The organism is Streptomyces sp. NRRL F-4489, assembly GCF_001509485.1.
GTDB lineage: Bacteria > Actinomycetota > Actinomycetes > Streptomycetales > Streptomycetaceae > Streptomyces.
The window spans coordinates 22175-43878 of record NZ_LLZI01000135.1 but is presented as its reverse complement, the minus strand read 5'-3'; the positions used below and the strand labels follow the sequence as shown (position 1 = coordinate 43878).

Below are 21704 nucleotides of genomic sequence, written 5' to 3'. Positions count from 1 at the left end.
CATGCAGCCGCAATCCAGGTATCCCGAAGACTACGACACCGGCCGGCGGGCCGTGGTGACCGGTGTCGGGTTCTGCCTACCCGGCACCAACAGACCGGTTTTCACAGCCGATCAGGCGTGGGAGGTCGCCGCGAACGGCCGGTCCTGCCTGCAGTACGACGAGGTCTACTACGGCACCGTCGGCCTGACCCAGGAAATGTTCGACGAGACGTTCCCCGACCTTCCGCCGTTCTTCTCCCGCCATTACACCGCGGCGCACCGCTACGGCCTGCTCTCGCTGGCACATGCCTGCGAGGACGCCGGGCTGGACTTCCGCGGCGGAGAACTCGGCAACGCGGCAATTCTCGTCGGACGCGGGGGAGTGGACGCCAACATCGACAGTTATCTGTCGGTGCTCCGCGCCGACCCCGCGACGACCAGCGCCCCGGAGGCCATGGAACTGTTCGTCGCGGCGCAGCAGGCGGTGACCCCCTCCGATGTCGCCCTGGTCCAGTCGGCGCTGGTCCGCTCCAACGGCCCGGCCTACACCGTCTCGTGCGGCTGCGCGTCGTCCGCCGTGCAGATCGGCCACGCCCGGCAGATGATCACCCGCGGCGAGGCCGATATCGCCGTCGTCACCGGCGTCGACGTCTTCAACATGCGGCTGATCCAGAACATCCAGCGGCTGCTGCACGGGGCCCAGCAGACGTACGAGTCCGTGCGGACGCCCGGGATGCCCGACGCGGTGCCGTCGTTCCTCTCCCTGATGCGGCCCTACGACCGCCGGGCGAGCTCCATCAACCACGGCGAGGGCTCCGCCACGCTGATCGTCGAGAGCTGGGACCACGCCGTCCGGCGCGGTGCGCACCTCTACGGGCAGATCCTCTCCACGGCCATGACCCGCGACGGCCTGGCCAACCCGCTCGCCTGCGACGAGACCGGCGCCGAACTGGCCGCCGCGGTCCGCCGCTGCCTGGGCGACCGCTGGGACCTGGGCAACATCCCGTACGTGCACGGCGGCAGCGACGGCAATGTCGTCGTCACCGCCTTCGAGGCCGCCGCCGTCAAGGAGCTGTACGGGGAAGGCCGGAGCCCGCTCGTGACGTCCCAGGAGGGCTGCTTCGGCCACAACGGCGCGCCGGCCGGCTGCGTGGGCACCGCCCTGACGCTGATGATGATGGAGCGCGGCCAGGTCTGTCCCACCGCCAACTGCGAACAGCCCGCCGACGGGCTGACCTTCGACCCCGTCCCCGGAGTGCGGCCCCGCCCGCTCGACTTCGACTACGCGCTGACCCTCAACTACCAGGTCGGCGGGGTCAAGAACGCCATCCTCCTCGGCAGCACGCAGGCCGTGTGACCGCGCCCCACGCCAACGTACGGAGATCCGATGAGCAACCACACGCTTCCGCCGGCCGCCGCGCCGCAGGCCCCCTCCGATACCGAGCGCATCGCCGTGATCGGCATGGGCTGCCGCCTCCCCGGGGACACCGCGTCACCCGCGGCGCTGTGGCGCCTGCTGGCGGAGGGCCGGGACGCGGTCGGCGCGCTCCCTCCCGAACGCCGCCGCCTCCTCCAGGGCGAATCGCTCGGCCGGGGAGACCCCGGGACACCGGCCTCCCCGCCGGGCGGCTACCTGCGCGAGGTGGCCGGCTTCGACGCCGCCTTCTTCGGCGTCGCGGGCCGGGAGGCCGATGTGCTGGACCCCCAGCACCGCCTGCTGCTGGAAGTCACCTGGGAGGCACTGGAACACGCCGGCCTCCCCCCGGAGCGGATGCACGCCACACCGACCGCCGTCTTCACCGGCATCAGCTACGGCGACTACATGGACCAGCTGACCGGAACACCCCACGAACTCGAGGGGTCGATCCTGACCAACGGCCACTGCGTGGCGGCCGGCCGGGTCTCCTACCTCCTGGGCCTGCACGGGCCGAGCGTGGCCCTGGACACCGCCTGCTCCTCCTCCCTGGTGGCCGTCCACATGGCGCGCCAGGCACTGTGCGCCGGCGAATGCGATCTGGCGCTGGCCGGCGGCGTCACCCTGACCTTCCAGCCGCGCGTCACCCGCTCCTTCGCCAGGATGGGCATGCTCTCCGCCGGCGGCCGCTGCCGCACGTTCGACGCCGGGGCCGACGGATTCGTCCGCGGTGAGGGATGCGGCGTGGTGGTGCTCAAGCGCCTGCGCGACGCCGTACGGGACGGCGACCGCGTGCTGGCGGTGATCCGTGGCTCCGCGACCAACCAGGACGGCTCGTCCGACGGCCTCGCCGCTCCCTCGGCCGCCGCCCAGCGCGCGCTCTACCGGGAAGCCCTCCACCGGTCCGGGACCGATCCCCGCGACGTCGGGATGGTGGAGACCCACGGCACGGGAACGCCGGTGGGGGACCCCGTCGAGTTCGCCGGCCTGGCCGACGTCTACGGCGACGGCCCGGGGCGCTGCGCCCTGACCTCGGTGAAGACCAACCTCGGACATCTGGAACCGGCCGCCGGCGTGACCGGGCTGATCAAGGCCGTGCTGTGCCTCCAGCGCGGCGCCGTCCCGGCGAACCTCCACTTCCGCCGCTGGAACCCGGCCATCGCGGCGGACGGCACCCGCTTCTTCGTCCCCACCGAGCTGACCTCCTGGCCCCTTCCGGCGCAGCGCCGGCTGGCGGCGGTGTCCTCCTTCGGCTTCTCGGGCACCAACGCCCACGTCCTGCTGGAAGAGGCGCCGGAGCCCCCGGCCCCCCGGCGCCCGGAGGAACCGGCCCCGGCGGCGCCCGACGTCTTCCTCGTCCCGGCCGGCTCGCCCGGCGCCCTGCCCGCCGCGGCCGGCGCCCTCGCCGACTGGCTGACCGGCGAGGGCGCGCAGGTGCCCCTCCGGGACCTCGCGCACACCCTGGCGCTGCGGCGCTGCGCCGGCCGCGGCCGGATGGGCGTGGTGACCACCGGCCGCCGCGAACTCCTTTCCGCGCTAAGGGCGTTCGCCGCCGGCGAGCGGCATCCCGCGGTCGTCACCGGGGCGGTGGACGCGGCGGTCGAGCGGCGCCCGGTCTGGGTGTTCTCCGGCCACGGCTCCCAGTGGCCGGGGATGGGGCGCGGTCTGCTGCGTACCGAACCGGCCTTCGCCGAGGCGCTGGACGAGGCCGCCGCGCTCATCCGGTCCGAGAGCCGGGTGCCGGTCCTCGACATCATCCGGAAGGGGCGGCCCGTCAAGGGCTGCGGTGAGGTCCAACCGGTGCTGTTCGCGCTGCAGATCGCGCTCGCGGCGACCTGGCGCTCGTACGGTGTCGAACCCGCCGCGGTCATCGGCCACTCCATGGGCGAGGTCGCGGCGGCGGTGGTGGCCGGAGCGCTGACGCTCGCCGACGGGGTCCGGGTGATCTGCCGCCGGTCCGGCCTGCTCAGCGACATCGCGGGCACCGGCGGCATGGTGAGCGTGGGCCTGAGCGCCGACGCGGTCCGCGAGGAACTGGCCGCCTGCGCCGCCGAATCCGTCTCGGTCGCCGTGCTCTCCTCACCGGACACCACCGTGGTGGCCGGCCGCACCGCGGAGGTGAGCCGGCTGGCCGCCGCCTGGGAGGCCAGAGGGATCGCGGTCCTCCCGATCGCCGTGGACGTCGCCTCCCACTGCCCCCTGGTCGACCCGGTCCTGCCCGCCCTGCGCTCGGCACTGGCCGGGCTCCGGCCCCGGCCGCCCGAAGTGCGGTTCTACTCGACGGCGGTGGAGGCCGGTGCCACCCCGTCCTTCGACGCCGACTACTGGTGCGACAACCTCCGCCGCCCGGTCCGCTTCGCGGAGGCGGTGGCCGCCGCGGCGGCCGACCGGCACCAGGTCTACCTCGAACTCTCGCCGCACCCCATCGTCTCCCACTCCGTCGAGCGGAGCCTGTCCGGACTGGCCACCTCCCCGGCCGTGCTGCCCACGCTCCGCCGCGACGAGGACGAACCGGCCACGCTGCGCACGCAGTTGGCGGCGCTGCACTGCTCCGGCGTGCCGGTGGACTGGCGGCGCCTCTACGACGGCGGGAACCTCGTCGACGCGCCCACCCTCACCTTCGACCGGCGCCACCACTGGGCCGAGGCCGCCCGGCCCCCGGCTCCGGCCGCACCGGCCGCCACCGGCCTGCCCGGCCACCACACCGAAGTGCCCGGCGAGCCCGTACGGCACTGCTGGCGCGCCGATGCCGGCGTGGACGCCCTGCCCTGGCTCGCCGACCACCAGGTCCACGGCAGCCCGGTCATGCCCGGAGCGGCCTGGTGCGGTATCGCGCTCGCGGCCGCCACCGAGGTCTTCGGAGCCGCCCCGCACGAAGTGGACGTGACCGACGTCCACTTCGAGCAGCTGCTGCGCCTGGACCGGCACACCGGCGTCAGCACCGTCGTGACGATGGCCGCACCGGACCGGGCGCACTGCCAGATCCTCACCCGGGGCGAGGACGGTGACTGGGAGCGCCAGGCCGACGCGGTGCTGCACCGGCTGACCGTACGCCCCGCCCCCCGGCCCCGCTCCATCGAGGCTTTCCTGGTGCGCCACCCGGTGCGGCTCGACCCCGCTGACCTGTACCGGAACCTGCGCGGACGCGGACTGGAACACGGTCCGGCCTTCACCGGCATCACCGAACTGCGCACCGAACGCCACCACGGCAGCTACTTCGCCAGGATCACCGTGCCGCCCCGGGCGCACGACCCCGCTCCCGGCCTCCCCGTCCACCCCGTCCTGCTCGATGTCTGCGCCCAGCTCGCGGTCGCACCGCTGATGCACGAGGACGACACGGCCCCGGTGCTGCCGGTGGCCGTACAGGCGGTACGCGTCCTGGGCGACCCCGCGCGGGCCGAGTACTGCCACGCGCACATCGGCGAGCACGCGCCGGACGGCGTGGTGGCCAACGTCCGCCTCCTGGACGGCGACGGCGCGGTCGTCGCCGCCGTCAACGGCCTGCGGTTCGTACGGCGGGCCGTCCGGGACGAGCCGGCCGCGGCGGACTGGCTGCTGGAGATCGGCTGGCAGCGCTCCGGCCGGGCCGCGGCCGAGGACGGCCGGGCGCCGGGGAGCTGGTTCCTGGTGGGGGAGGCCGACGGGTCGGCCCGGGTCCTGGCCGCCGCCCTGCGCTCCCGCTGCGCCCGGACGACTGTCTGGGACCGCCCGTTGGACGACACCCCCCTCGAAACGCTCCGCGACTCGCTCGGCGAACGCCTGGCGGCCGGACTCGAACCCCCGCGCGCCGTGGTGCTGGTGTGCGGGCGGCGGAGCGCCGCCGAGCCGGCCGGGGAGTCCCTGCGCCGCACCCGCCGCCTGCTCGCCACGGTCCAGGCCATCGCCGCGGGCCCGGCGGCGCCGCGGCTCCACGTCCTCACCCAGGGCGCCCGCAACGTCCTGCCCGACGACACCGTCGACCTCGGACAGAGCGCCCTGCGGGGGCTGGTGCGGGTCGCCGCCCTGGAGCACCCCGAGCTGCGCCCCACCCTCCTGGACACCGACCCCCGGCACGCCGACCCCGCGGACGTCGCCGAGGAGTTGCTGGCGGACACCGAGGACGACGAGGTCGCACTGCGCGCCGGCGAGCGGTGGGCGGCCCGGCTGCGGCGCGCCCCGGCCGGGCAGGAACGCCCCCCGGCGCACTGCACGGTGCGGTACGGCGTCGACGGCTTCCGGCTGCGCGCGGGCCGGTTGGGAGACCTGTCGAGCCTGGAGTACGCCGTCGCCGGGCGGCGCCCGCCGCGGCGCGGCGAGGTCGAGGTGCGGGTCACCGCGGCCGGTCTGAACTTCCGGGACGTGCTGACGGCGATGGGCCTGCTCCCCGGCGACGAGGACGTCCGCTCCCGCATCGGCTTCGAATGCGCCGGGGTCGTCAGCGCGGTGGGGGAGGGGGTCGAGCACCTCGAAGTCGGGGACGGGGTGGTCGCCGTCGAGCTGCGGGGCGGTGCGTTCGGCTCGTTCCTGACCGTCCCCGCCGAGGGGGTGGCGCCGATCCCCGCCGGCCTCGACCCGGTCACCGCGGCGGGGCTGCCGATCGCCTTCCTGACGGCCTGGTACGCCCTGCGGCATGTCGCGGGGCTGAAGTCGGGGGAGCGGGTGCTGATCCACTCGGCCACCGGCGGCACCGGACTGGCGGCGATCGCGGTGGCCCGGTCGCTGGAGGCCGAGGTGCTGGCCACGGCCGGCAGCGAGGACAAGCGCCGCTACCTCCGCGGTATGGGCATCCGGCACGTCATGGACTCCCGGTCCCTGGACTTCGGCGAGCAGATCCGCGAGGCGACCGGCGACGGCGTCGACGTCGTGCTCAACTCGCTCTCCGGGGCGGCGATCCGCACCGGGCTGGAGACGCTCCGCCCGTTCGGCCGCTTCGTGGAACTGGGGGTGCGCGACATCCTCTCCGACGCCCCGATGGGCATGCGGCCGCTGCGCCACAACGTCACACTGCGCACCGTCGACCTGATCGAACTGCGCCGCCACCGCCCCGGCGCGTTCGCCGCGGTGTGGCAGGAGGTACTCGACGCCTTCGGGGCCGGGCAGCTGACACCTCTGCACTGCACCGAGTACCCCCTGCCCGAGGCCACCACGGCCTTCCGCACCATGGCCGCCGCCGACCACCTCGGCAAGCTCGTACTGACCGTGCCGTCCTCCGGGCAGGCCCGCGCGGTGCTGCCCGAACTGGACCTGCCGGTGCGCGAGGGCGGGGCGTACCTCGTCACCGGCGGACTGCGCGGAGTGGGACTGGCCACCGCGCGGTGGCTGGCCGAGCAGGGCGCCGGCCACGTCGTCCTCAACGGGCGCACGCCCCCCTCCCCGGAGGCGGCACGGCAGATCGGGGCCCTGCGCAAGGGCGCCACCAAGGTGACGGTGGTCCTCGGCGACATCGCCGAACCAGGCACCGCGGAGCGGCTGGTGACGACCGCGGCGTCCGGCGGCCACCGCCTGCGCGGAGTGGTCCACTGCGCCATGGTCCTGGACGACGCGGTGCTGGCGAACGCCACCGACGAGCAGCTGGAGCGGGTCTGGCGGCCGAAGACGGCCGGTGCCTGGCGCCTGCACCAGGCCACCGAGGGCTGCCCGCTGGACTGGTTCGCGGCCTTCTCCTCGATGGCCTCCCTCCTCGGCAACCCCGGCCAGGGCGCCTACGCCGCGGCGAACTCCTGGCTCGACGGGTTCGCGGCCTGGCGCTCCGCCCAGGGCCTGCCCACCCTGGCGGTGAACTGGGGCCCGTGGGGCGAGACCGGCGTCGCCACCGACTTCGGCCGGCGCGGCTACCGCACCATTCCCACCGACGAGGGCATGGCCGCGCTGCGCTGCCTGCTGGCCCAGCGGCGGGTGCAGACCGGGGTCCTCCCGGGCCCCGCGGACACCTGGCTGCCCGCCGCCGGCCGGCACCTGCCCTTCTTCCGCGACGTCCAGGCCGGGGGAGCCGCCGCGCCGCCCCCGGCTCCCGAGGACGGCGCGGACCTGCCGGCCCGGCTCGCCGCCCTCCCGGCCGGCCTGGCCCGGAGAACGGCGCTGGAGGAGTGCCTGGCGGACCACGTCCGGGCGGTGCTGCGCCTCGGGGACGGTGCGCTTGACCCCCAAGTGCCCCTGAAATCCATGGGGTTCGACTCCCTGCTGGCCCTGGAGCTGCGGGCCCGCATCGAGCGGACCTTCGCCGTCTCCGTGCCGCGCAACTTCGTGTGGCAGCACCCCACACTGGCCGAGCTCGCCGCGGGTGTCGCGGACCGGCTGGGCCTTGAACCGGACGCCTCGTAAACACCTCCCGAGCCGCGGTCCTTCCCGTTCGGCGGGCACCTCCACGGTGCCCGCCGAACGCCGTGCGGCCGAACGCCGTGCCACCGGACGGCGGTTGACCGGCCACGGCGCGAAATTCTGTGGAATTCGCCTTTCCCGCACAACGTTTTCTTGCGGTGATACTACTTCGCTTCGCTTTATCACCGCACCCCTTCGCATGCCCCGGAACGCGCCTTCCGTAATGTCTTGGTCACTGCTTCACTGAGGAGAGGAAATCGGCCGAGGGATTCCCGGCGTAAAAGCGCCGGAGAGATTCCGCTATTGGCATCGGGGGCCCGAGAGGAAGCTTACGGAAGGGGTAGTCGTGTTACCCAGCACACAAGAAGCCGGTATTCACCTGACAGCCCGCCAGGTCGAGACCTGGCCCGGCGCGAAAGCCGCGGTCATTCCGTCCGACCGGTGGCGTTCCAGCAAGCACGCCACCTTCAGCCTGCCGCCTCTGGAGCGCTCGGTGCCGGTCTGCCGGGCCCTGGTCCGCGCCTGGCTGGACGGGCAGCGGATCCGCGGTGAGGACACCCGCTACCTCGTCCTGCTCGTGCTGTCCGAACTCGTCACCAACGCGATCCAGCACTCCGGCACGCTGCGGGTCACCTGCCGGCTGCGCCGGACCGCGGACGAGTTGTCCATAGAGGTCCACGACGGCGGCGGGACCCCGTGGGTGCCGCGCAGGCGGTCCCCCGACCCCGGCCAGGAGCGCGGCCGCGGCCTCGACCTGGTCGCCAGGTCCTGCACCCGGTGGGGCCGCCGGACGGGGCCGGACAACGGGTGCGTGGTCTGGGCGGCGGTGCCCCTGTCCCCGGGCGCGCCCGCCGGTCGCCTCCGGCAGCCGTGAACCGCCCGGTGCGCCCGTCCCACCGCGCGCACCGGCCGCGGCCGCGCCCCGCGGCCGGTGGCCGGGCGGGAACCGGCGGCGCCGTCCCCGGCGCCGTACGGACCGCCCGGCCACCGGCGGCCCGTTGCCGCCCCGCGCTATTCGCTGCTCACGCGCTGGGCCGGGACGTGCGCTTCGTTCTCCTTCAGCAGGGCGTCGAACTCGCACGCCGGTCCGGTATCTCGGTACGGGCGGAGCGCCGCCAGGAAGCGCTCCAGATAGCGCCGGCCCAGCGCCGACCGCAGCTGCCGCAGCAGGCCCACGGCCTCCTCGGCCACCCGGCACCCCTCCTCCACCTCACCGGCCTGCACCTGCGCCGTCGCCAGCAGCAGCAGATCGATCGTCCGCCGGCGCACCAGCGACCTCGGATGCCGGGCGAGCGCCTCGGCGGCCCGCCGGGCGGCCTGCCGCGGCTGCCGCAGGTCGCGGTAGCAGTGCGCCAACTCGTCGGCTAGATAAGCCCGGTTGAAACGATTCAGCCACTCGGGTCCGCCGACCGGGTCCGCATGGGCCATCGCCTCCAGCGCCTTGTCCCTGAGTATTCCGAACATCCGGGAGTCGCCGAGCAGGGCGTAGCCACGTGCCTCGGCCGCGTAGAACAGCGCCTGTGCGGCCGGTGGAGCCTGCCCGCGCGTCCCCTCCTGCGCCGCGCGGGCGAGCTGTACGGCCTCCCGGGCGCAGCCCGCGTCCACCGCGAGCCGGCTCAGCCCCGACGCGAGCACATAACCGCCGAAGCACCGCTCGTCCGCCGCCTGCGCGAGGCGCACCGCCTGGATGTAGTACCGCTGCGCCAGGCCGGGCCGGCCGGTGTCCATCGCGGTGTACCCGGCGAGCTCCGTCAGCCGCGCGGCCGCGGCGAAGAGCTGCCGCCCGGTGGCCTCGCCGTAACTCCCGCCCAGTAACCCCGACACCACGCTGTGCAGGCACGACACCAGCACCGGGCGCACGTACCCGCCCCCCATCCTGTGGTCGAGTTCCGCGAGCGCCCGGGTGGTCATCAGCACCAGCTCGACCTCGTCCGGCCCGGCTCGCGGCCCCAGCCGGTGGCTCCTGGCCACTTCCGGGTCCACCGCGCTGATCAGCCAGTCCCGGGTGGGTTCGACCAGCGCGGACGCCCCCATCGTCGTACCGGACAGCGCCTCACTCGACTCCGCGTCCATCTGCCACAGTTCGCGGACCTGCTCCAGCGCGTCCGCCACATCGGCCGCGAAGTGCAGGCCGACACCGCAGGTCACGCTGTTGCCGTTGGCCATCCCGATCTCGTCGGTGGACACGGTGCGCCCGAGCCTGCTGCTCAGGGCCTCGGCGATGATGGCCGGGACCCGCCCCCGGGGTTGCTGGCCGCGCAGCCACCGGCTCACCGACGTCTTGTCGTACCGCAGATCGAGCCCCTGCTCCTGTCCCAACACGTTCACCTGCCGGGCGAGGGCCGAGTTGGACACCACCGCCTCCTGGATGAGCGACCGCAGCCGTTGATTGCTCTGACGTGGGACGACGGGGCGGCCGGTCATCGGCGTGGGCCTCCAAGAACGTGCTGACGAATCATTACCTTGGCATATCCAGTTTTCTGGACCGGGAGGGTCATTACCCAACAACGAGGAATGATTCGCCATGACCACAGTCAAGTCACCGCCACAGCATCGCGCACAGTAGCGCGGGCGCACTGGGCCCCCCCGGGCGCCGCCTGGTTGCGTTTGCCGCCGCGCTCACACCCCCCGAGCGCCCGCGCTCCGTCGCGCACCTCCGCGGCACCTCGACATCGCTCACCGGCGGTCGTTAGCGTGCCGTTCCTTCCCCCGGCGCCGCGCCGGGCCGGGCCCCGAGGCCGGCCAACGGCGCGGCACGCCGTCCGCGGCCGACCGCGCTCGACGAGGAGCCCGAACCCCCTTTCGTCCCGCGCCCCGCGGCTCTCGCCTGATGCCGCACCGCACGCGGGCCACGCGCCGGGAAACCGCCACCCGCATCGGACAGATCGTGCGAGGGATCCCCCCTCGCCTGCGAGCGCGCCGGCCTCCGGCGCCGAACGGCGGCGCACCTATCCATGCACCCAGAGGGATGTACCGAAGGAGAGGACACGCATTGACCCACCGAGGTCTCGCTACCGCTGTCGCACCGCCCCAGGGCGGAAACGGTTCGCTCCCGCTCGCGGGTCCGGGCCGGACCACCAACTTCGACCGGAACTTCTGGCTGGCCGACCCGGCCTACCTGGCGCAGGCCGAGGAACTCGCCGCCGTATTCCAGCAGGCGATCGATCCGCGATCCCTCGTCTTCCATGCCGGAAAAGCCCTGGAACTCGCCCAGGGAATTCCGAACGCGGCCGTCCTCAGGGCCGCCACCCACACCTTCACGCGGAAAGCCGCACCCGTCCCCCTCCTGGTCACCGAACTCAAACGGCTGCTGAGCGCGACCCTGGGAGTCCGCATATCGGCCGGCGGATTCTGGCAGCAGGCCACCACGGCGCTGTTCCGCGCGTTCGCCGACCCGCATGCCGAGGAGAACGGCGCATGGGTCCGCGTCCGCGAAGAAGAGCGCGACCGCACGCATTTCCTCGCCCATCTGCTCTTCGCCGTCCAGAACGGGAACACCGGTGCCACCTTGGTCGCCATGCCCTTCGACCTCGACGTCACCCTGCACAATCCCCGACCGGCGATGGGGCCCGTTCGCCGGGAAATCGCCGGCCGCTGCGAGATAACGGTCCGGACGCTCAGCCTGATGCAGGCGCTGCGGGCCCACCCCACCCGTCCGCTCCTGCCGTGACTCCGCCTTCCGCGGCGCGCGCCAGGAGATGCCCCGGACGAACTCCGCTCACGCTCGGGCAGTTCACGGTCGCATCGTCGGCAGGCCGTGCGCTTCAGGTGGCGCGGGCTCTCGCCCCGCCCGGGGCGGAGTCAGGGGAGGAGGCGGGCGCGGAGGGCGGCGCGGCCGGGCAGGCGGGGGCCGAGGGCCACGGCCAGACCGGTGCGGGGGCCCGGGCCCCCGGCCTCGTCGCCGCTGAGGGCGCGGTCCAGCGCCCGCAGGTCCACCCCGAGCAGCAGCCCGCTGCCCAGCCCCGCGGCCTCGGCCGCCAGGTGGAGCCGGGCCCCCAGGGCGCCGGTCCGCAGGTGGGCGCGGCGCAGCGCGTGGGGTCCGTGCCGGCCGAGGTCACGCTCCGGGTGCCAGGACAGGGCGGGCACGGCGGCGTGCGTGAGGTCGTGATTGTGCATGGCGTAGTCCGACGCCCGCAGGGGGGCGGCGGGCGGCCCGGGCAGCAGCCGGCCAGGAGGCGCGCCCGAGCCGGGCGGCCGCCGAGCCCGATGGATCGGTGGAGTCCGCACGGTAGGTGGAGTCCGTACGGTAGGTGGAGTCCATACGACGACCGGCCGGCCCTCGATAGAGGTGATCGTTCCGATCTGCCAGTCGCTGGGCCAGCTGCCGGGCAGCTCTCCGGCGGCGATGCCGTGGGATGTCTCTTCGCGCTCGCTGCCGGTCGGATACCGCTCTGATCGCGCCTGCGGGGCGAGGTGGACGCCTCCGCTCTGGCACGGGGGAAGACCCGAACTCGCGACTGATCCGGAGCGGCTACACCACGCGACTGAAAGGCGTTGAGCAAGTGCTCCCCGAGCCGAGGTCATCCGGGACCATGGAGCATGCTCCCGGATGACTGGCACCTCACCCAAGACGTCGACGGCTTCCTCGCCCGAGCCGGGGACTTCCTGCGCTCGCGGCCCGCCCTGCACAACACGCCGCTGACGGACATCGAGAAACTGCGGATACGCGGGACAGTCCAACACGACGCCGAAGCCCCCGTCTTCGGCCGGCTGGAGGCAGGAGGCGAAGTCCGCGCGATCTTCTATCTCACTCCGCGCGGCCGCCTGGGCCTCACTCCCCTCTCTGCCGAGCAGACCGACGCCCTCGCTGCTCACCTGGCCGGCCTCGGACACTCGCCCTCCGACGTCATCGCGGACCACGACACGGCCGGTGCTTTCGCCGAGTCATGGCAGCGGCACACGAGCGCAGCACCGGTACTTTTCTGGCGGACCCATCTCTACCGTCTCGGCACGCTCACCCCACCGCAGCCGCGCCCAGAGGGCCGGGGGCGCATCGCAGGCGGGCAGGACCGTGAGCAAGTCGTGCGCTGGTGCCGTGAGTTCTGCGTCGATGTCGGGGAACAGCGTTCCATCGACTTGATCGATGCCGGCTCCTGGGACGACTCGCGCTTCGGCGACAGGCACTTCACGTTCTGGGAGACCTTGGAGGGCACCCCCGTCTCGATGGCGGCCGCGACCTCGATCGTCGGCGGCATGGTCCGGGTGGACCCCGTCTACACCCCGGCCAACCTCCGGGGCCATGGCTACGCGGGCGCTGTGACGGTCGAGGCGAGCAGGGCAGCGCTGGCCGCGGGCGCGACAGACGTTGTCCTGTTCACGGACCCGGACAACCCCACCAGCAATGCCCTCTACCAGCGCATTGGGTACGTCCGTGTCGCCGACTTCGCCGGGTACAAGTTTTCCTGAGACGGGCCACAAGGCGGGTGGAGGGGTATGACCGACGCCCTCCGCGGCCGCCGCGAGGCGGTTGACGAAGGCGGTGGCGCGCCGGTCGAGGTAATGGGCGTTGAGGGGATCATTGGTGCGGACGGCGAGAGGACTGCGACCCGTGCCCGTAGACGCACGGTCTCGTCGTGCTGTGCGGCCAAGCGCGAGACGGCGAGTCCCTTGAACGTGGTGAGCTCGGCAAGGCTCTCGCCCTGCTGAGTCAGGCGTTCCTTGAGCTCGACGACCTTGGGCGTATGGCTGGCCCAGGAGTCCCCTGATCTTCTTCTTTATTTGTTTGATCTTGAATTCGCCGGTGCATTGCCGCCTGGTCATCGCAGGTCTTCCGTCGTTGTTGAGGATGTGGAGCGGCATGGAAGCGAACCGGTGGTCAGGTATCGAGTGCGTCCCTGCGAATGTTCCCGGGCGTGACACGTGAGATGGGGATGCCGGCCGGATCGGATCGGCTGTCTCCCTCTCCAGGCGTTCGAGATGGGAGTGAACGGCCTTCGGCCGGCGGCCCGGCGTGGTGGCCGGCTGGTGCTGCCGACCGGCCTTGGAGCCCGTTATGCCGCGGTCGGTGGCGGCACCTGGACGCGGCGACGGCGGGCGCGGACGAGAGAGACCGCGCTGCTGAGCACCACCACGAGCAGGGCGCCCACGCCCGCGGGGGAGAGCGGGTGGAGCAGCACCGCCGTCATCTGCAGTGCGACGGGAAGCAGGGCCACCGACAGACCCGCGGCGGGCAGCCGGTCACGCCTGCTGAAGAGCAGAGCGACCGCGAAGGCTCCGGCCCAGAGCGTATGGGTGATCAGCGGGCCGCCCGTCAGGGGGTGGTAGACGCTGACGAGCAGCGCCACCCACAGTGCGACGGCCAGCGCGGTGGTGCCCGCGATCGCGGTGCGCTGTGGCCGGGAGGGGGCGAGCAGGTCCCTGGGGGCGGCGAGGACGACGGCGCCGGTGAGCAGCGGCACGGCCAGGTTCAGCGCGGCGCTCGCGTAGGTGCCGGCGAAGAGGTGGGCGAGCAGGAGCAGGGGGAGGTCGGCCAGTCGTAGGGCGGTCGCCGATACGACCAGCGTCCGGGCGGCGGTCCAGCGCCCGGTCCAGACGGCGGCGAGGGCCGCCAGCCAGAGCAGCGCCATGAGGCCCTGGTTGGCCAGGAGGAGCACGCCCGGGAGGGAGGCCGCGTGCGGGACCCGGACGCCGGGGGCGAAGAACCACAACAGGTTCGCCACGCTGCCGCCCGTCGCGATGGCGACCGTCAGCGGTGCCGCATGCGCCAGGACCTGGCCGGCGGTCCGGTCGGAGCCCACGCCGGTGCGCCGCCGCAGGCCGTGGCCGGCGACGTCGAGCGCCTCCCGCAGCCGGCCGAGGGTACCGGCGTCCTTGGTGGCCTCGGCGTAGATCGCGCTCAACTCGGCTTCGTGCTCGGCGCGGTAGGCGGCCGGGTGGCAGCGCAGGGCCCAGCGGAAGGGGCGCGGCGCGTGCTGCTCCGTCATGCCAGGGCACCTTTCGCGCGGACGGCGGGGACGTTACGGGCGGCCATCCGGCGCTCCGCCTCGGCGACGACGGCGCGCAGCCGCTCCATCTCGGCGGCCAGCGTGGAACGCCCCGGCTCGGCGAGGGCGTAGACCTTGCGGGCCCGGCCGTCGACGACCTCCTCGCGCTCGATCCGGATCAGGCCCTGCTGGAGCAGCCGGTCCAGCGCGCCGTAGAGAGTGCCGGTGCGCATCCGCACGCGGCCCTGGGAGATCGCGTCGATCTCCTGGATCAGTCCGTAACCATGCCTGGGCTCGTCGGCCAGGGCGGTGAGCAGGAGCAGCGTCGGCTCCTGAAGCGGTCGGTCACTCATGCTGCCTATATATATCGGCGACCGGCATATGTTGTCGAGTGGCGTATCTGCTGTGCGGTACGTACGCGGAGCTCGATATGGCCCGTTGGGGGTGCTCCGCTTTTAGGGCGCGGGGACGAAATACGGCTGGGGTGAGGGGAGTTGGATGAGCGCGGCGTGTAAGCGCGGTCACCGTCGAGCGGTGGTGGCGGATCGGGTGGGGCAGGGAGGGAGGGGCGGGCGCTGTCGGCGTCCGCCCCTCCTACCGGCGGTCCGGGGTCAGGTTGTTGCGGGCCGCGGTTGTGGCCTGGGGGCCGTGAGGCGGCCGGTGCGGTGCAGGCCGTGCACGGCGGTGGCGCATGCCAGGCCGAGGGCGGACAGCGAGATCCATGGCAGGGCGGACAGGCCCGCGGAACGGGCGGCGTCCAGTACCGCGCCGGTCAGGAGGTTCCCGAGGGTGATGCCGATACCGCAGATGGTGTTGTAGAGCCCGTAGTGGGTGGCGACGAGCCGGTCGCCGGCGAGGCGGACGAGGGTGTCCATCTCGAAGGGGTAGGCGATCATCGTGCCGAGGGCGAGGAGGAGTGCGGCCAGGGCGGGGGGTACGACGGCGAGCAGCCAGCGGCTGACGCCGGGCCCGGGTACGGGCGCGGCGGCGGCCACCAGCAGGGGCACGAACGCGGCGCCCATCACGGCCAGGCCCCGGGCCAGCGCCTGGCCGGGCTCGTAGCGGGCCTTGCACCACGCGGTCACCCGTGTCTGGCCGAGGATCGTGCTCAGCCCGGAGACGGCGAACAGGATGGCGACCCCCGCCGTCCCGGCCTCGTCCGCACCGCCGAGCCTGCGTACCTCCAGCGGCAGCGCCAGGTAGACCTGGAAGGACAGCACATAGGAGCCGATCATGGCCACGGAGAAGAGCAGGAACGGCCGGTTGGCGAGGATGGCGCGCCACTGCGCGAGTACGCCCTCCGGACCGGCGCCCGGCCGCCGCTCGCCGTTCTCCGCCCGGCGGGCGGGCAGCGCGCGGATCTGCACGACCGACAGCAGCGCGAAGACGCCGGCCGCCACCAGGCACGTCGCGCGGAAGTCCACGCCGGTCAGCACCATGCCCACGAGCGGCCCCAGCAGAATTCCCGCCTGGTAGAAGACGTTGAACAGCGCGAACGCCTCCACCCTGCGCTCACCCGCGTCCGCGGTGAGGTAGGCGCGCACCGCCGGGTTGAACAGCGCGCCCGCGAGCCCGGTCGCGGCCGAGGCGGCGACCAGCGCGGGCAGCGAGTCCACCAGGCCGAGCGTCGCGAAGCCCGCGGTGCGCAGCACGCAGCCCGCGACGATCACGGGCTTGTAGCCGAGCCGGTCGGCGAGCGTTCCGCCGACCAGGAACATGCCCTGCTGGCTGAAGTTCCGCACGCCCAGAACGAGTCCGACCATCCAGCCGGCGAGTCCGAGGGCGCCGGACAGGTGGGCGGCCAGGTACGGCATCAGCATGTAGAAGCCGAGATTGATGGTGAACTGATTGACCATCAGCAGCTGGACGCTGCGCTCGTACGAACGCGTCTGCGCGAGGATCCCCTTCACGTGGCGTCCTCCGCGGTGCCGGTGCCGGTGGCGGTGGCGGTGCCGAGGGTGAGCGGGTCGGCGACGTCCGTGCACCGGGTCCAGTGGTGGACTTCCTTCTCGTCGGCGCGGCCGATCACGTCCGGTTCGGCGGGCGGTGGTACGTCCAGGAGTCCGTGCGCGGCGCAGTAGTCGTCGTCGTACACCGTGCCCAGGTAGCGCTGCGGCCCGTCGGGGAAGACCGCCGCGATCCGCATGGCGGCGGGCAGGGTGCGCGCCAGCCAGCCGGCCACCAGCGCCACCGCGCCCACGCTCCAGCCTCCGGTGGCGTAGTGCGAGGCCGCGAGCCGGCGGCAGGTCCACACCGCCTCGTGCGGGGCGACCCAGTGGACCTCGCTGAAGGAGTCGTAGGCCACGTTGCGCGGGTAGATGCTGGAGCCCAGACCGCGCATCAGCCGGGTGCGCGCGGGCTGCCCGAAGATGGTCGAGCCGACGGTGTCCACACCGACGATCCGGATGTCCGGATAGAGCTGGCGCAGCACGCGGCCCACGCCGGCCGAGTGCCCGCCGGTGCCGACGCTGCAGACCAGTACGTCGATATGGCCCAGCCCGTAGGCGAGTTCGAGGGCCAGCGGGGTGTACGCGGCGGTGTTGTCGGGGTTGTTGTACTGGTCCGGGCACCAGGAGTGCGGGTGCCGGGCGAGCAGGTTGCTGACCCGGTCGCGCCGCGCCTGCTGCCAACCGCCCGTCGGATGGGGATCGGTGACGATGTCGACCTGGGCGCCGTAGACGCTGAGCAGCCGCGTCATGGACGGCTCCAGGCCGGGGTCGGTGACCAGGGTGACGGGGTGGCCGTACACCATCCCGGCCAGCGCGAGGCCGAGACCGAGGGTCCCGCTGGTGGATTCGACGATGCGCCCGCCGGGCCGCAGATCGCCGCGGGCACGGGCCCGCTCGACCATGTACAGGCCCGGACGGTCCTTGATTCCGCCCGGATTGAAGCCTTCCAGCTTCGCCCAGAAGCCGCGGCCCGCCGGAGCCAGCGGCTCGGACACCCGCAGCAGCGGTGTGTTCCCCACCAGCGCCGGCAGTGCGGAACGATCAGGTGTGGCAGCGGCGTTCGCCAGTGACTGCAATTCCTTCGACTGCGATTGCTTCCACTGCATTTCTTTCGACTGCATTTCTTTCGCTCTCGCTCGATGAATGCCAGGGCATGCCCATCTCGCGCCGGGGATCCAGGACGGTCGGCCGGCCGGACGGTGGTCGGTGGCCGGTCCGGGTGCGTGGATCCGTGGACGCGGCAGTCGGCGGGGCCGACTGCGAGCGAGTGATCTAGATGCGCCACCGGCAGCTGTGCCCGAGCACTGTCCGGCCCGTGCGTGCCCTGCGGCGACGGCATGGACGAGGACGCCGGTTGCGCGAGGGTCGTACGACGGCGAGGGCGCCGGCGACGGGGCCCGCCGTGTCCCCGGGGGACCGCTCCGCCGTTCGGGCCGGCGCGGACAGGGCCCGTTCCGGGAAGCACTCCTCGTTCCCCTCGTGGGGGTGGGGTGCGTGCGGCTCCACGTCGCCCGCCGTGGCGGTGGCGGTGGTCGTAGCGCTGGCGATGGCGGCCACGGTGGCGGCTGGAGCCGGCTCGTTCGGCCGCGCCGCCGCCCCGTGCGCGACGGCGCACAGGCCGAGTACGACGAGCGGCCCGCCGCATACGAACGCGACAAGCCAGCGCGTCCACCGCGCAACGGTCACGTCGTCGCGCCGGACAGGTGGCGGCACAAGGGTGGGGAGCGGCACGGGTCCTCCGGACGCCTGACCTCTCCGGGCCGCGGCAGACGGTGTGGCCCGGGCGGACAGGGGGGAGTGGGGACAGGGGGGAGCGGGGGCAGGGGGCGACAGCGCTGTTGCGAGGGGCGGGACCGTGCCGGTGGTTCCGGGCCCGCCACCCGTCGCGCACCGGCGGCGGTCCGTGCGCCTCACCTATGAGGAACGGGCGTGGACGGACGGACGGCCGGACGGGTGCGAGGTGCCGGCTGCTAGACCTGCCGCACCGCGGCTGATCTGACGACCGGCGACGACAGCGCGGAGTGCTCCGGCTCCTTGGTGACGTGTGTGGCCGGTGCCCGTTCGGGAGCGGGGGTCGCGCCGGCCGCCGGTGCGGAGCAGGGGGCGGCCGCCGCCGGAGCCGGTGCCGGCTGCGGCAGCGCGGGAAGACAGTGATCGCCCGGATGCGCCGGGCCGTGAACGCCGCAGTGGTCGTCCGGCGTCATGCCATGCGGTCCGCCGGGTACGTCCGAGGTGCCGTGGGCCACCGCGCGCGGCACCGCAACGGTCGCTGCCGAACCGGCCACCGCGTCATCCCGGAAGACATCGGGGCATGCGCCGTGCGCGAGGACGACGCCGAGCAGCAGCGCGACCAGGGGCAGCAGCCGGGCCAGCCGGAGCAGCGGACGCGCAGCGGCACGGGCCGGCTTCATGCGTCGAGGTGCCGCGGCCGTCATCACGCGGTGATGCTAACCCCGTTCCAGCGATCATTCACCAACTCCCGGGATTTCAGGGGTGAATGATTCCGTACGTGACCGGATGTCGGTGGTGACAACTCCGCCGTAGGGCGCCGATCCCGCCCCTGCTGCTCGGCGATGCCGCCGGCAGTCTCAGGGAGCAGCCGCCGGCTCTCCCACCACGGCGAGTGCGGCGTCGCTGAAGGCGCGAACGCGGGCGGAGGCGCCTTCGGTGAGCCACACCAGGCCCCATTCCACGGGTGCGGCATCCGCGAAAGGCACATAGGCGACATCGGGGCGGGCGAAGTAGCGCCTGGTGTGGGCGCCGACGACGGCGACGCCCTCTCCCGCGCCGACGAGCGTGAGCATCTCGGTCAACGTCATGGCCGACGGGCCGAGGGCGATGGGCCGCCCGGCGGGGGTCCGGCGCGGCGCGCGATCGTCGCGCAGCGAGTCCGGCAGCGTCTCGGGCATCTGGAGCACGGTGACGCGGGCCAGGTCTTCCACGGAGACGGTGGTGCGGCGGGCGAAGGGATGGGCTGTCGGTACGGCGAGCATGCGGGCTTCCCGCACCAGCACCGGCCCCATGGCGATGCCCTCCTCCCGCACCGGATGGCAGGTCAGCGCGATGTCCACCTCACCGCCGCGCAGCCACGGGAGGACTTCCGGCAGCCGCGCTTCACGGATCCGCACGTCGCACTCCGGGTGCCGGGTACGGAATTCCTGCGCGGCCCCGACCAGCAGCTGGCCCGCGGCCGGCCCGTCGAAGGCGACCCGCAGGAGGCCGGTCAGGCCACGTCCGGCATCGACCGCTCGCCCGAACGCGGCCGTGATCCGGGACCAGGCGGGCCGTGTCTCGTCGTACAGCTGCCGCCCGACCGGCGAGAGTTCCACGCGGCGGCTGGTGCGGTGGAACAGCGGGACGCCGATGCGGCGCTCCAGTTTGGCGATGGTCTGGCTGATCCGGGCGGTGGAGACGTGCAGCCGCTCGGCGGTGCGGCCGAAGTGCAGTTCCTCGGCGAGCGTCAGGAACGCCTCCAGCTCGTACCGCTCCAACATGCCCACGCCTCCATCGTTAATCGGGGCTTCACGACCGTTGCACAGGTACGCGTTGATGCCCCATCCGGCCCGCAGCAGGATCGAAGGCGTCGGAAGAAGACCATCCGGCACACCGCCTGACCTGCACAGGAGAACATCATGTACGTCACCCGCGACCGCGCCCTGACCGCCCCCGCACACGACACCGCCGCGGTGGTCGCGGAACTCAGGGACCGCGCGGAGATCACCGACGCGCTCCACCGCTTCGCTCTCGGCCAGGACCTCAAGGACAAGGACCTCTTCGCTTCGGCCTTCGCCCCCGACGCCGAACTGGACTTCCGCCCGGCCGCCGCGAAATGGGGCGCCGAGCCGCCGCTGATGTCGGGGCGCGACACCATCGTCACCACCATCCTGGGGATGTTCACCGGCCGGGTGGACACCACCCACCAAGTCACCAACGCGCGGATCGCCATCGACGGCGACACCGCCCGTCTCACCGCCCTGGTGGAGGCGCAGCATCTGCTCACCGCCGACCCGGCCAAGCACGCACTGCTGAAGAACCCCTACGACGTCGACCTCGTCCGCGACGGCGACCGCTGGGTCATCCGCCGGCTCCGTATCGACAACACCTGGTTCACCGGTGAGCCCACCGCCATCTTCGGCTGATACCCGGACCGCCCCGGACCCGCGGGACCGATGAAGTCCGCCCTGGGGCCCGCGCCTCACACCCTCGCAATCCCCGACACCTCCTTCCGGAAGGCATGACATGAAAAAATTCGCTGTGATGGGCGGGACCGGGCGGATCGGCTCCGAGATCGTCAAGGCCCTCGTCCAGGCGGGGCACGAAGCCCTGCCGCACGCACGGTCCACCGGCGTCAACCTCCTCACGGGCGAGGGGCTCGTCCCGGCGCTGGCGGGCGCCGATACCGTCATCGACGCAACGCAGTCGCCCACCACCGACGAGGCCGCCGCTGACTTCTTCCGGACCGCGACAGGCAACCTCCTCCCCGCCGCCGAGCAGGCCGGCGTCCGGCACGCCGTCCTGCTGTCCATCGTCGGCGTGGACCGCGTGCCCGACCTCGGCTACTACCGGGCCAAGGTCCTTCAGGAGGATCTGTTCACGACCGGGCCGGTCCCGTATTCGATCGTCCGCGCCACCCAGTTCTTCGAGTACCTCGACGAGATCATGTCCTGGACCACCGAGGGCGCCACCGTCCGGCTGCCCACCACCTTGCTGGATCACCCTCGCCACCCGAGACGACGGCCGCACCATCCTCCCCGACGACACCGCCGGCCCCTTCGCCACCGCATCCGGGGACGCCCTCACCACTGCCGCATACGGCGCCCACATCGCCCCCACGCACTACCGCGACTGGCTCGCCAACTGACCACCGGGCAGGGGCATGGCGGTCATGCCGTTCAGCTCCTGATATCGGGCGTGGAGCTGTTCCGCACGACGGGCGGCCGTGTGAGTGACCGAGAGGGCCGACCCCGGCCCCCACCTCCAGCACCCGCAGCGGAGTCCGCGCGGACCGGCCGGCCAGCACTTCGCGCAGGGCCGCCGCGGCCATGGCGTTCACATAGCGGCTGGTGGTGTTCTCCCGGTACGCGCTGTCCGCGGTATCCATGGTGCCGTCGGGGGAGAGCAGCGCTTGCAAGGCGGTTTCGC

Annotated in this window: 14 protein-coding genes and 1 pseudogene; 7 read left to right on the top strand and 8 right to left on the bottom strand. The window is 73.1% G+C overall.

The genetic code is table 11. The features are described 5' to 3' along the window. Position 1 precedes the first annotated feature (1 nt). The 3 genes from ADL22_RS13080 (at position 2) to ADL22_RS13070 (ending at position 8564) form a co-directional block, all read left to right on the top strand. The gene (locus ADL22_RS13080) at positions 2–1336 is read left to right on the top strand and encodes a beta-ketoacyl synthase N-terminal-like domain-containing protein (protein WP_079064081.1); all 1335 of its coding nucleotides are present in this window, start codon (positions 2–4) and stop codon (positions 1334–1336) included. 30 nt (positions 1337–1366) lie between these two features. Continuing rightward, complete coding sequence (locus tag ADL22_RS13075) at positions 1367–7693, top strand: type I polyketide synthase (RefSeq protein WP_066977543.1); 6327 nt, start codon at positions 1367–1369, stop codon at positions 7691–7693. A 343-nt stretch (positions 7694–8036) separates the two neighbouring features. After that, a complete protein-coding gene (locus tag ADL22_RS13070; RefSeq protein ID WP_234430670.1) occupies positions 8037–8564 on the top strand; it encodes an ATP-binding protein in 528 nt (175 codons plus the stop codon). 137 nt (positions 8565–8701) lie between these two features. Here the strand turns inward: ADL22_RS13070 and ADL22_RS13065 are convergent, their stop codons facing one another. Beyond that, entirely contained in the window at positions 8702–10114 is a 1413-nt protein-coding gene (locus ADL22_RS13065) for a transcriptional regulator (RefSeq protein WP_066977540.1), read from the bottom strand. Between the two features lie 568 nt (positions 10115–10682). Between ADL22_RS13065 and ADL22_RS13060 the strand changes: the two genes are divergently transcribed. Further along, on the top strand, positions 10683–11360 hold the full coding sequence (locus ADL22_RS13060; protein ID WP_066977537.1) for a hypothetical protein: 678 nt from the start codon (positions 10683–10685) through the stop codon (positions 11358–11360). Positions 11361–11491: 131 nt separating this feature from the next. Here the strand turns inward: ADL22_RS13060 and ADL22_RS35340 are convergent, their stop codons facing one another. Then, positions 11492–11806, bottom strand: coding sequence for a hypothetical protein (locus ADL22_RS35340; RefSeq protein WP_066977534.1), 315 nt, complete (start codon positions 11804–11806; stop codon positions 11492–11494). A gap of 423 nt (positions 11807–12229) precedes the next feature. Here ADL22_RS35340 and ADL22_RS13050 point away from each other — a divergent pair, with 423 nt between their 5' ends. Further along, positions 12230–13096: a GNAT family N-acetyltransferase gene (locus ADL22_RS13050; protein WP_066977531.1), complete on the top strand. Its 867-nt coding sequence runs from the start codon at positions 12230–12232 to the stop codon at positions 13094–13096. A gap of 584 nt (positions 13097–13680) precedes the next feature. Here the strand turns inward: ADL22_RS13050 and ADL22_RS13045 are convergent. The 6 genes from ADL22_RS13045 to ADL22_RS13020 all read right to left on the bottom strand — a co-directional run bounded on the left by ADL22_RS13045 (position 13681) and on the right by ADL22_RS13020 (position 20056). After that, positions 13681–14613, bottom strand: coding sequence for a hypothetical protein (locus ADL22_RS13045; protein ID WP_066977528.1), 933 nt, complete (start codon positions 14611–14613; stop codon positions 13681–13683). Beyond that, on the bottom strand, positions 14610–14966 hold the full coding sequence (locus ADL22_RS13040; protein ID WP_066977525.1) for a PadR family transcriptional regulator: 357 nt from the start codon (positions 14964–14966) through the stop codon (positions 14610–14612). Before ADL22_RS13040 ends, ADL22_RS13045 begins: the two co-directional genes overlap by 4 nt. 258 nt (positions 14967–15224) lie before the next feature. After that, positions 15225–16523, bottom strand: coding sequence for an MDR family MFS transporter (locus ADL22_RS13035; RefSeq protein WP_066977522.1), 1299 nt, complete (start codon positions 16521–16523; stop codon positions 15225–15227). Further along, a complete protein-coding gene (locus ADL22_RS13030) occupies positions 16520–17668 on the bottom strand; it encodes a PLP-dependent cysteine synthase family protein (RefSeq protein WP_066977519.1) in 1149 nt (382 codons plus the stop codon). The genes ADL22_RS13035 and ADL22_RS13030 overlap by 4 nt, the downstream gene beginning before the upstream one ends. A gap of 864 nt (positions 17669–18532) precedes the next feature. Then, complete coding sequence (locus tag ADL22_RS36650) at positions 18533–18973, bottom strand: hypothetical protein (protein ID WP_066977516.1); 441 nt, start codon at positions 18971–18973, stop codon at positions 18533–18535. A 177-nt stretch (positions 18974–19150) separates the two neighbouring features. Next, entirely contained in the window at positions 19151–20056 is a 906-nt protein-coding gene (locus ADL22_RS13020) for a LysR family transcriptional regulator (protein WP_066977514.1), read from the bottom strand. A gap of 138 nt (positions 20057–20194) precedes the next feature. On the opposite strand from ADL22_RS13020, the gene ADL22_RS13015 reads away from it, so the two are divergent. Together ADL22_RS13015 and ADL22_RS33850 are read left to right on the top strand one after the other, a co-directional pair. Then, complete coding sequence (locus ADL22_RS13015) at positions 20195–20701, top strand: nuclear transport factor 2 family protein (RefSeq protein ID WP_066977511.1); 507 nt, start codon at positions 20195–20197, stop codon at positions 20699–20701. A 100-nt stretch (positions 20702–20801) separates the two neighbouring features. Beyond that, positions 20802–21423, top strand: a pseudogene (locus ADL22_RS33850) (SDR family oxidoreductase). The last annotated feature ends 281 nt before the right edge of the window (positions 21424–21704 follow it).

Coding starts and splice junctions, on each gene's coding strand:
- ADL22_RS13045 (WP_066977528.1), bottom strand. CDS start 14,613: ATGACGGAGCAGCACGCGCCGCGCCCCTTCCGCTGGGCCCTGCGCTGC.
- ADL22_RS13030 (WP_066977519.1), bottom strand. CDS start 17,668: ATGCAGTGGAAGCAATCGCAGTCGAAGGAATTGCAGTCACTGGCGAAC.
- ADL22_RS13015 (WP_066977511.1), top strand. CDS start 20,195: ATGTACGTCACCCGCGACCGCGCCCTGACCGCCCCCGCACACGACACC.
- ADL22_RS13050 (WP_066977531.1), top strand. CDS start 12,230: ATGCTCCCGGATGACTGGCACCTCACCCAAGACGTCGACGGCTTCCTC.
- ADL22_RS36650 (WP_066977516.1), bottom strand. CDS start 18,973: ATGAAGCCGGCCCGTGCCGCTGCGCGTCCGCTGCTCCGGCTGGCCCGG.
- ADL22_RS35340 (WP_066977534.1), bottom strand. CDS start 11,806: ATGCACAATCACGACCTCACGCACGCCGCCGTGCCCGCCCTGTCCTGG.
- ADL22_RS13080 (WP_079064081.1), top strand. CDS start 2: ATGCAGCCGCAATCCAGGTATCCCGAAGACTACGACACCGGCCGGCGG.
- ADL22_RS13075 (WP_066977543.1), top strand. CDS start 1,367: ATGAGCAACCACACGCTTCCGCCGGCCGCCGCGCCGCAGGCCCCCTCC.
- ADL22_RS13040 (WP_066977525.1), bottom strand. CDS start 14,966: ATGAGTGACCGACCGCTTCAGGAGCCGACGCTGCTCCTGCTCACCGCC.
- ADL22_RS13020 (WP_066977514.1), bottom strand. CDS start 20,056: ATGTTGGAGCGGTACGAGCTGGAGGCGTTCCTGACGCTCGCCGAGGAA.
- ADL22_RS13065 (WP_066977540.1), bottom strand. CDS start 10,114: ATGACCGGCCGCCCCGTCGTCCCACGTCAGAGCAATCAACGGCTGCGG.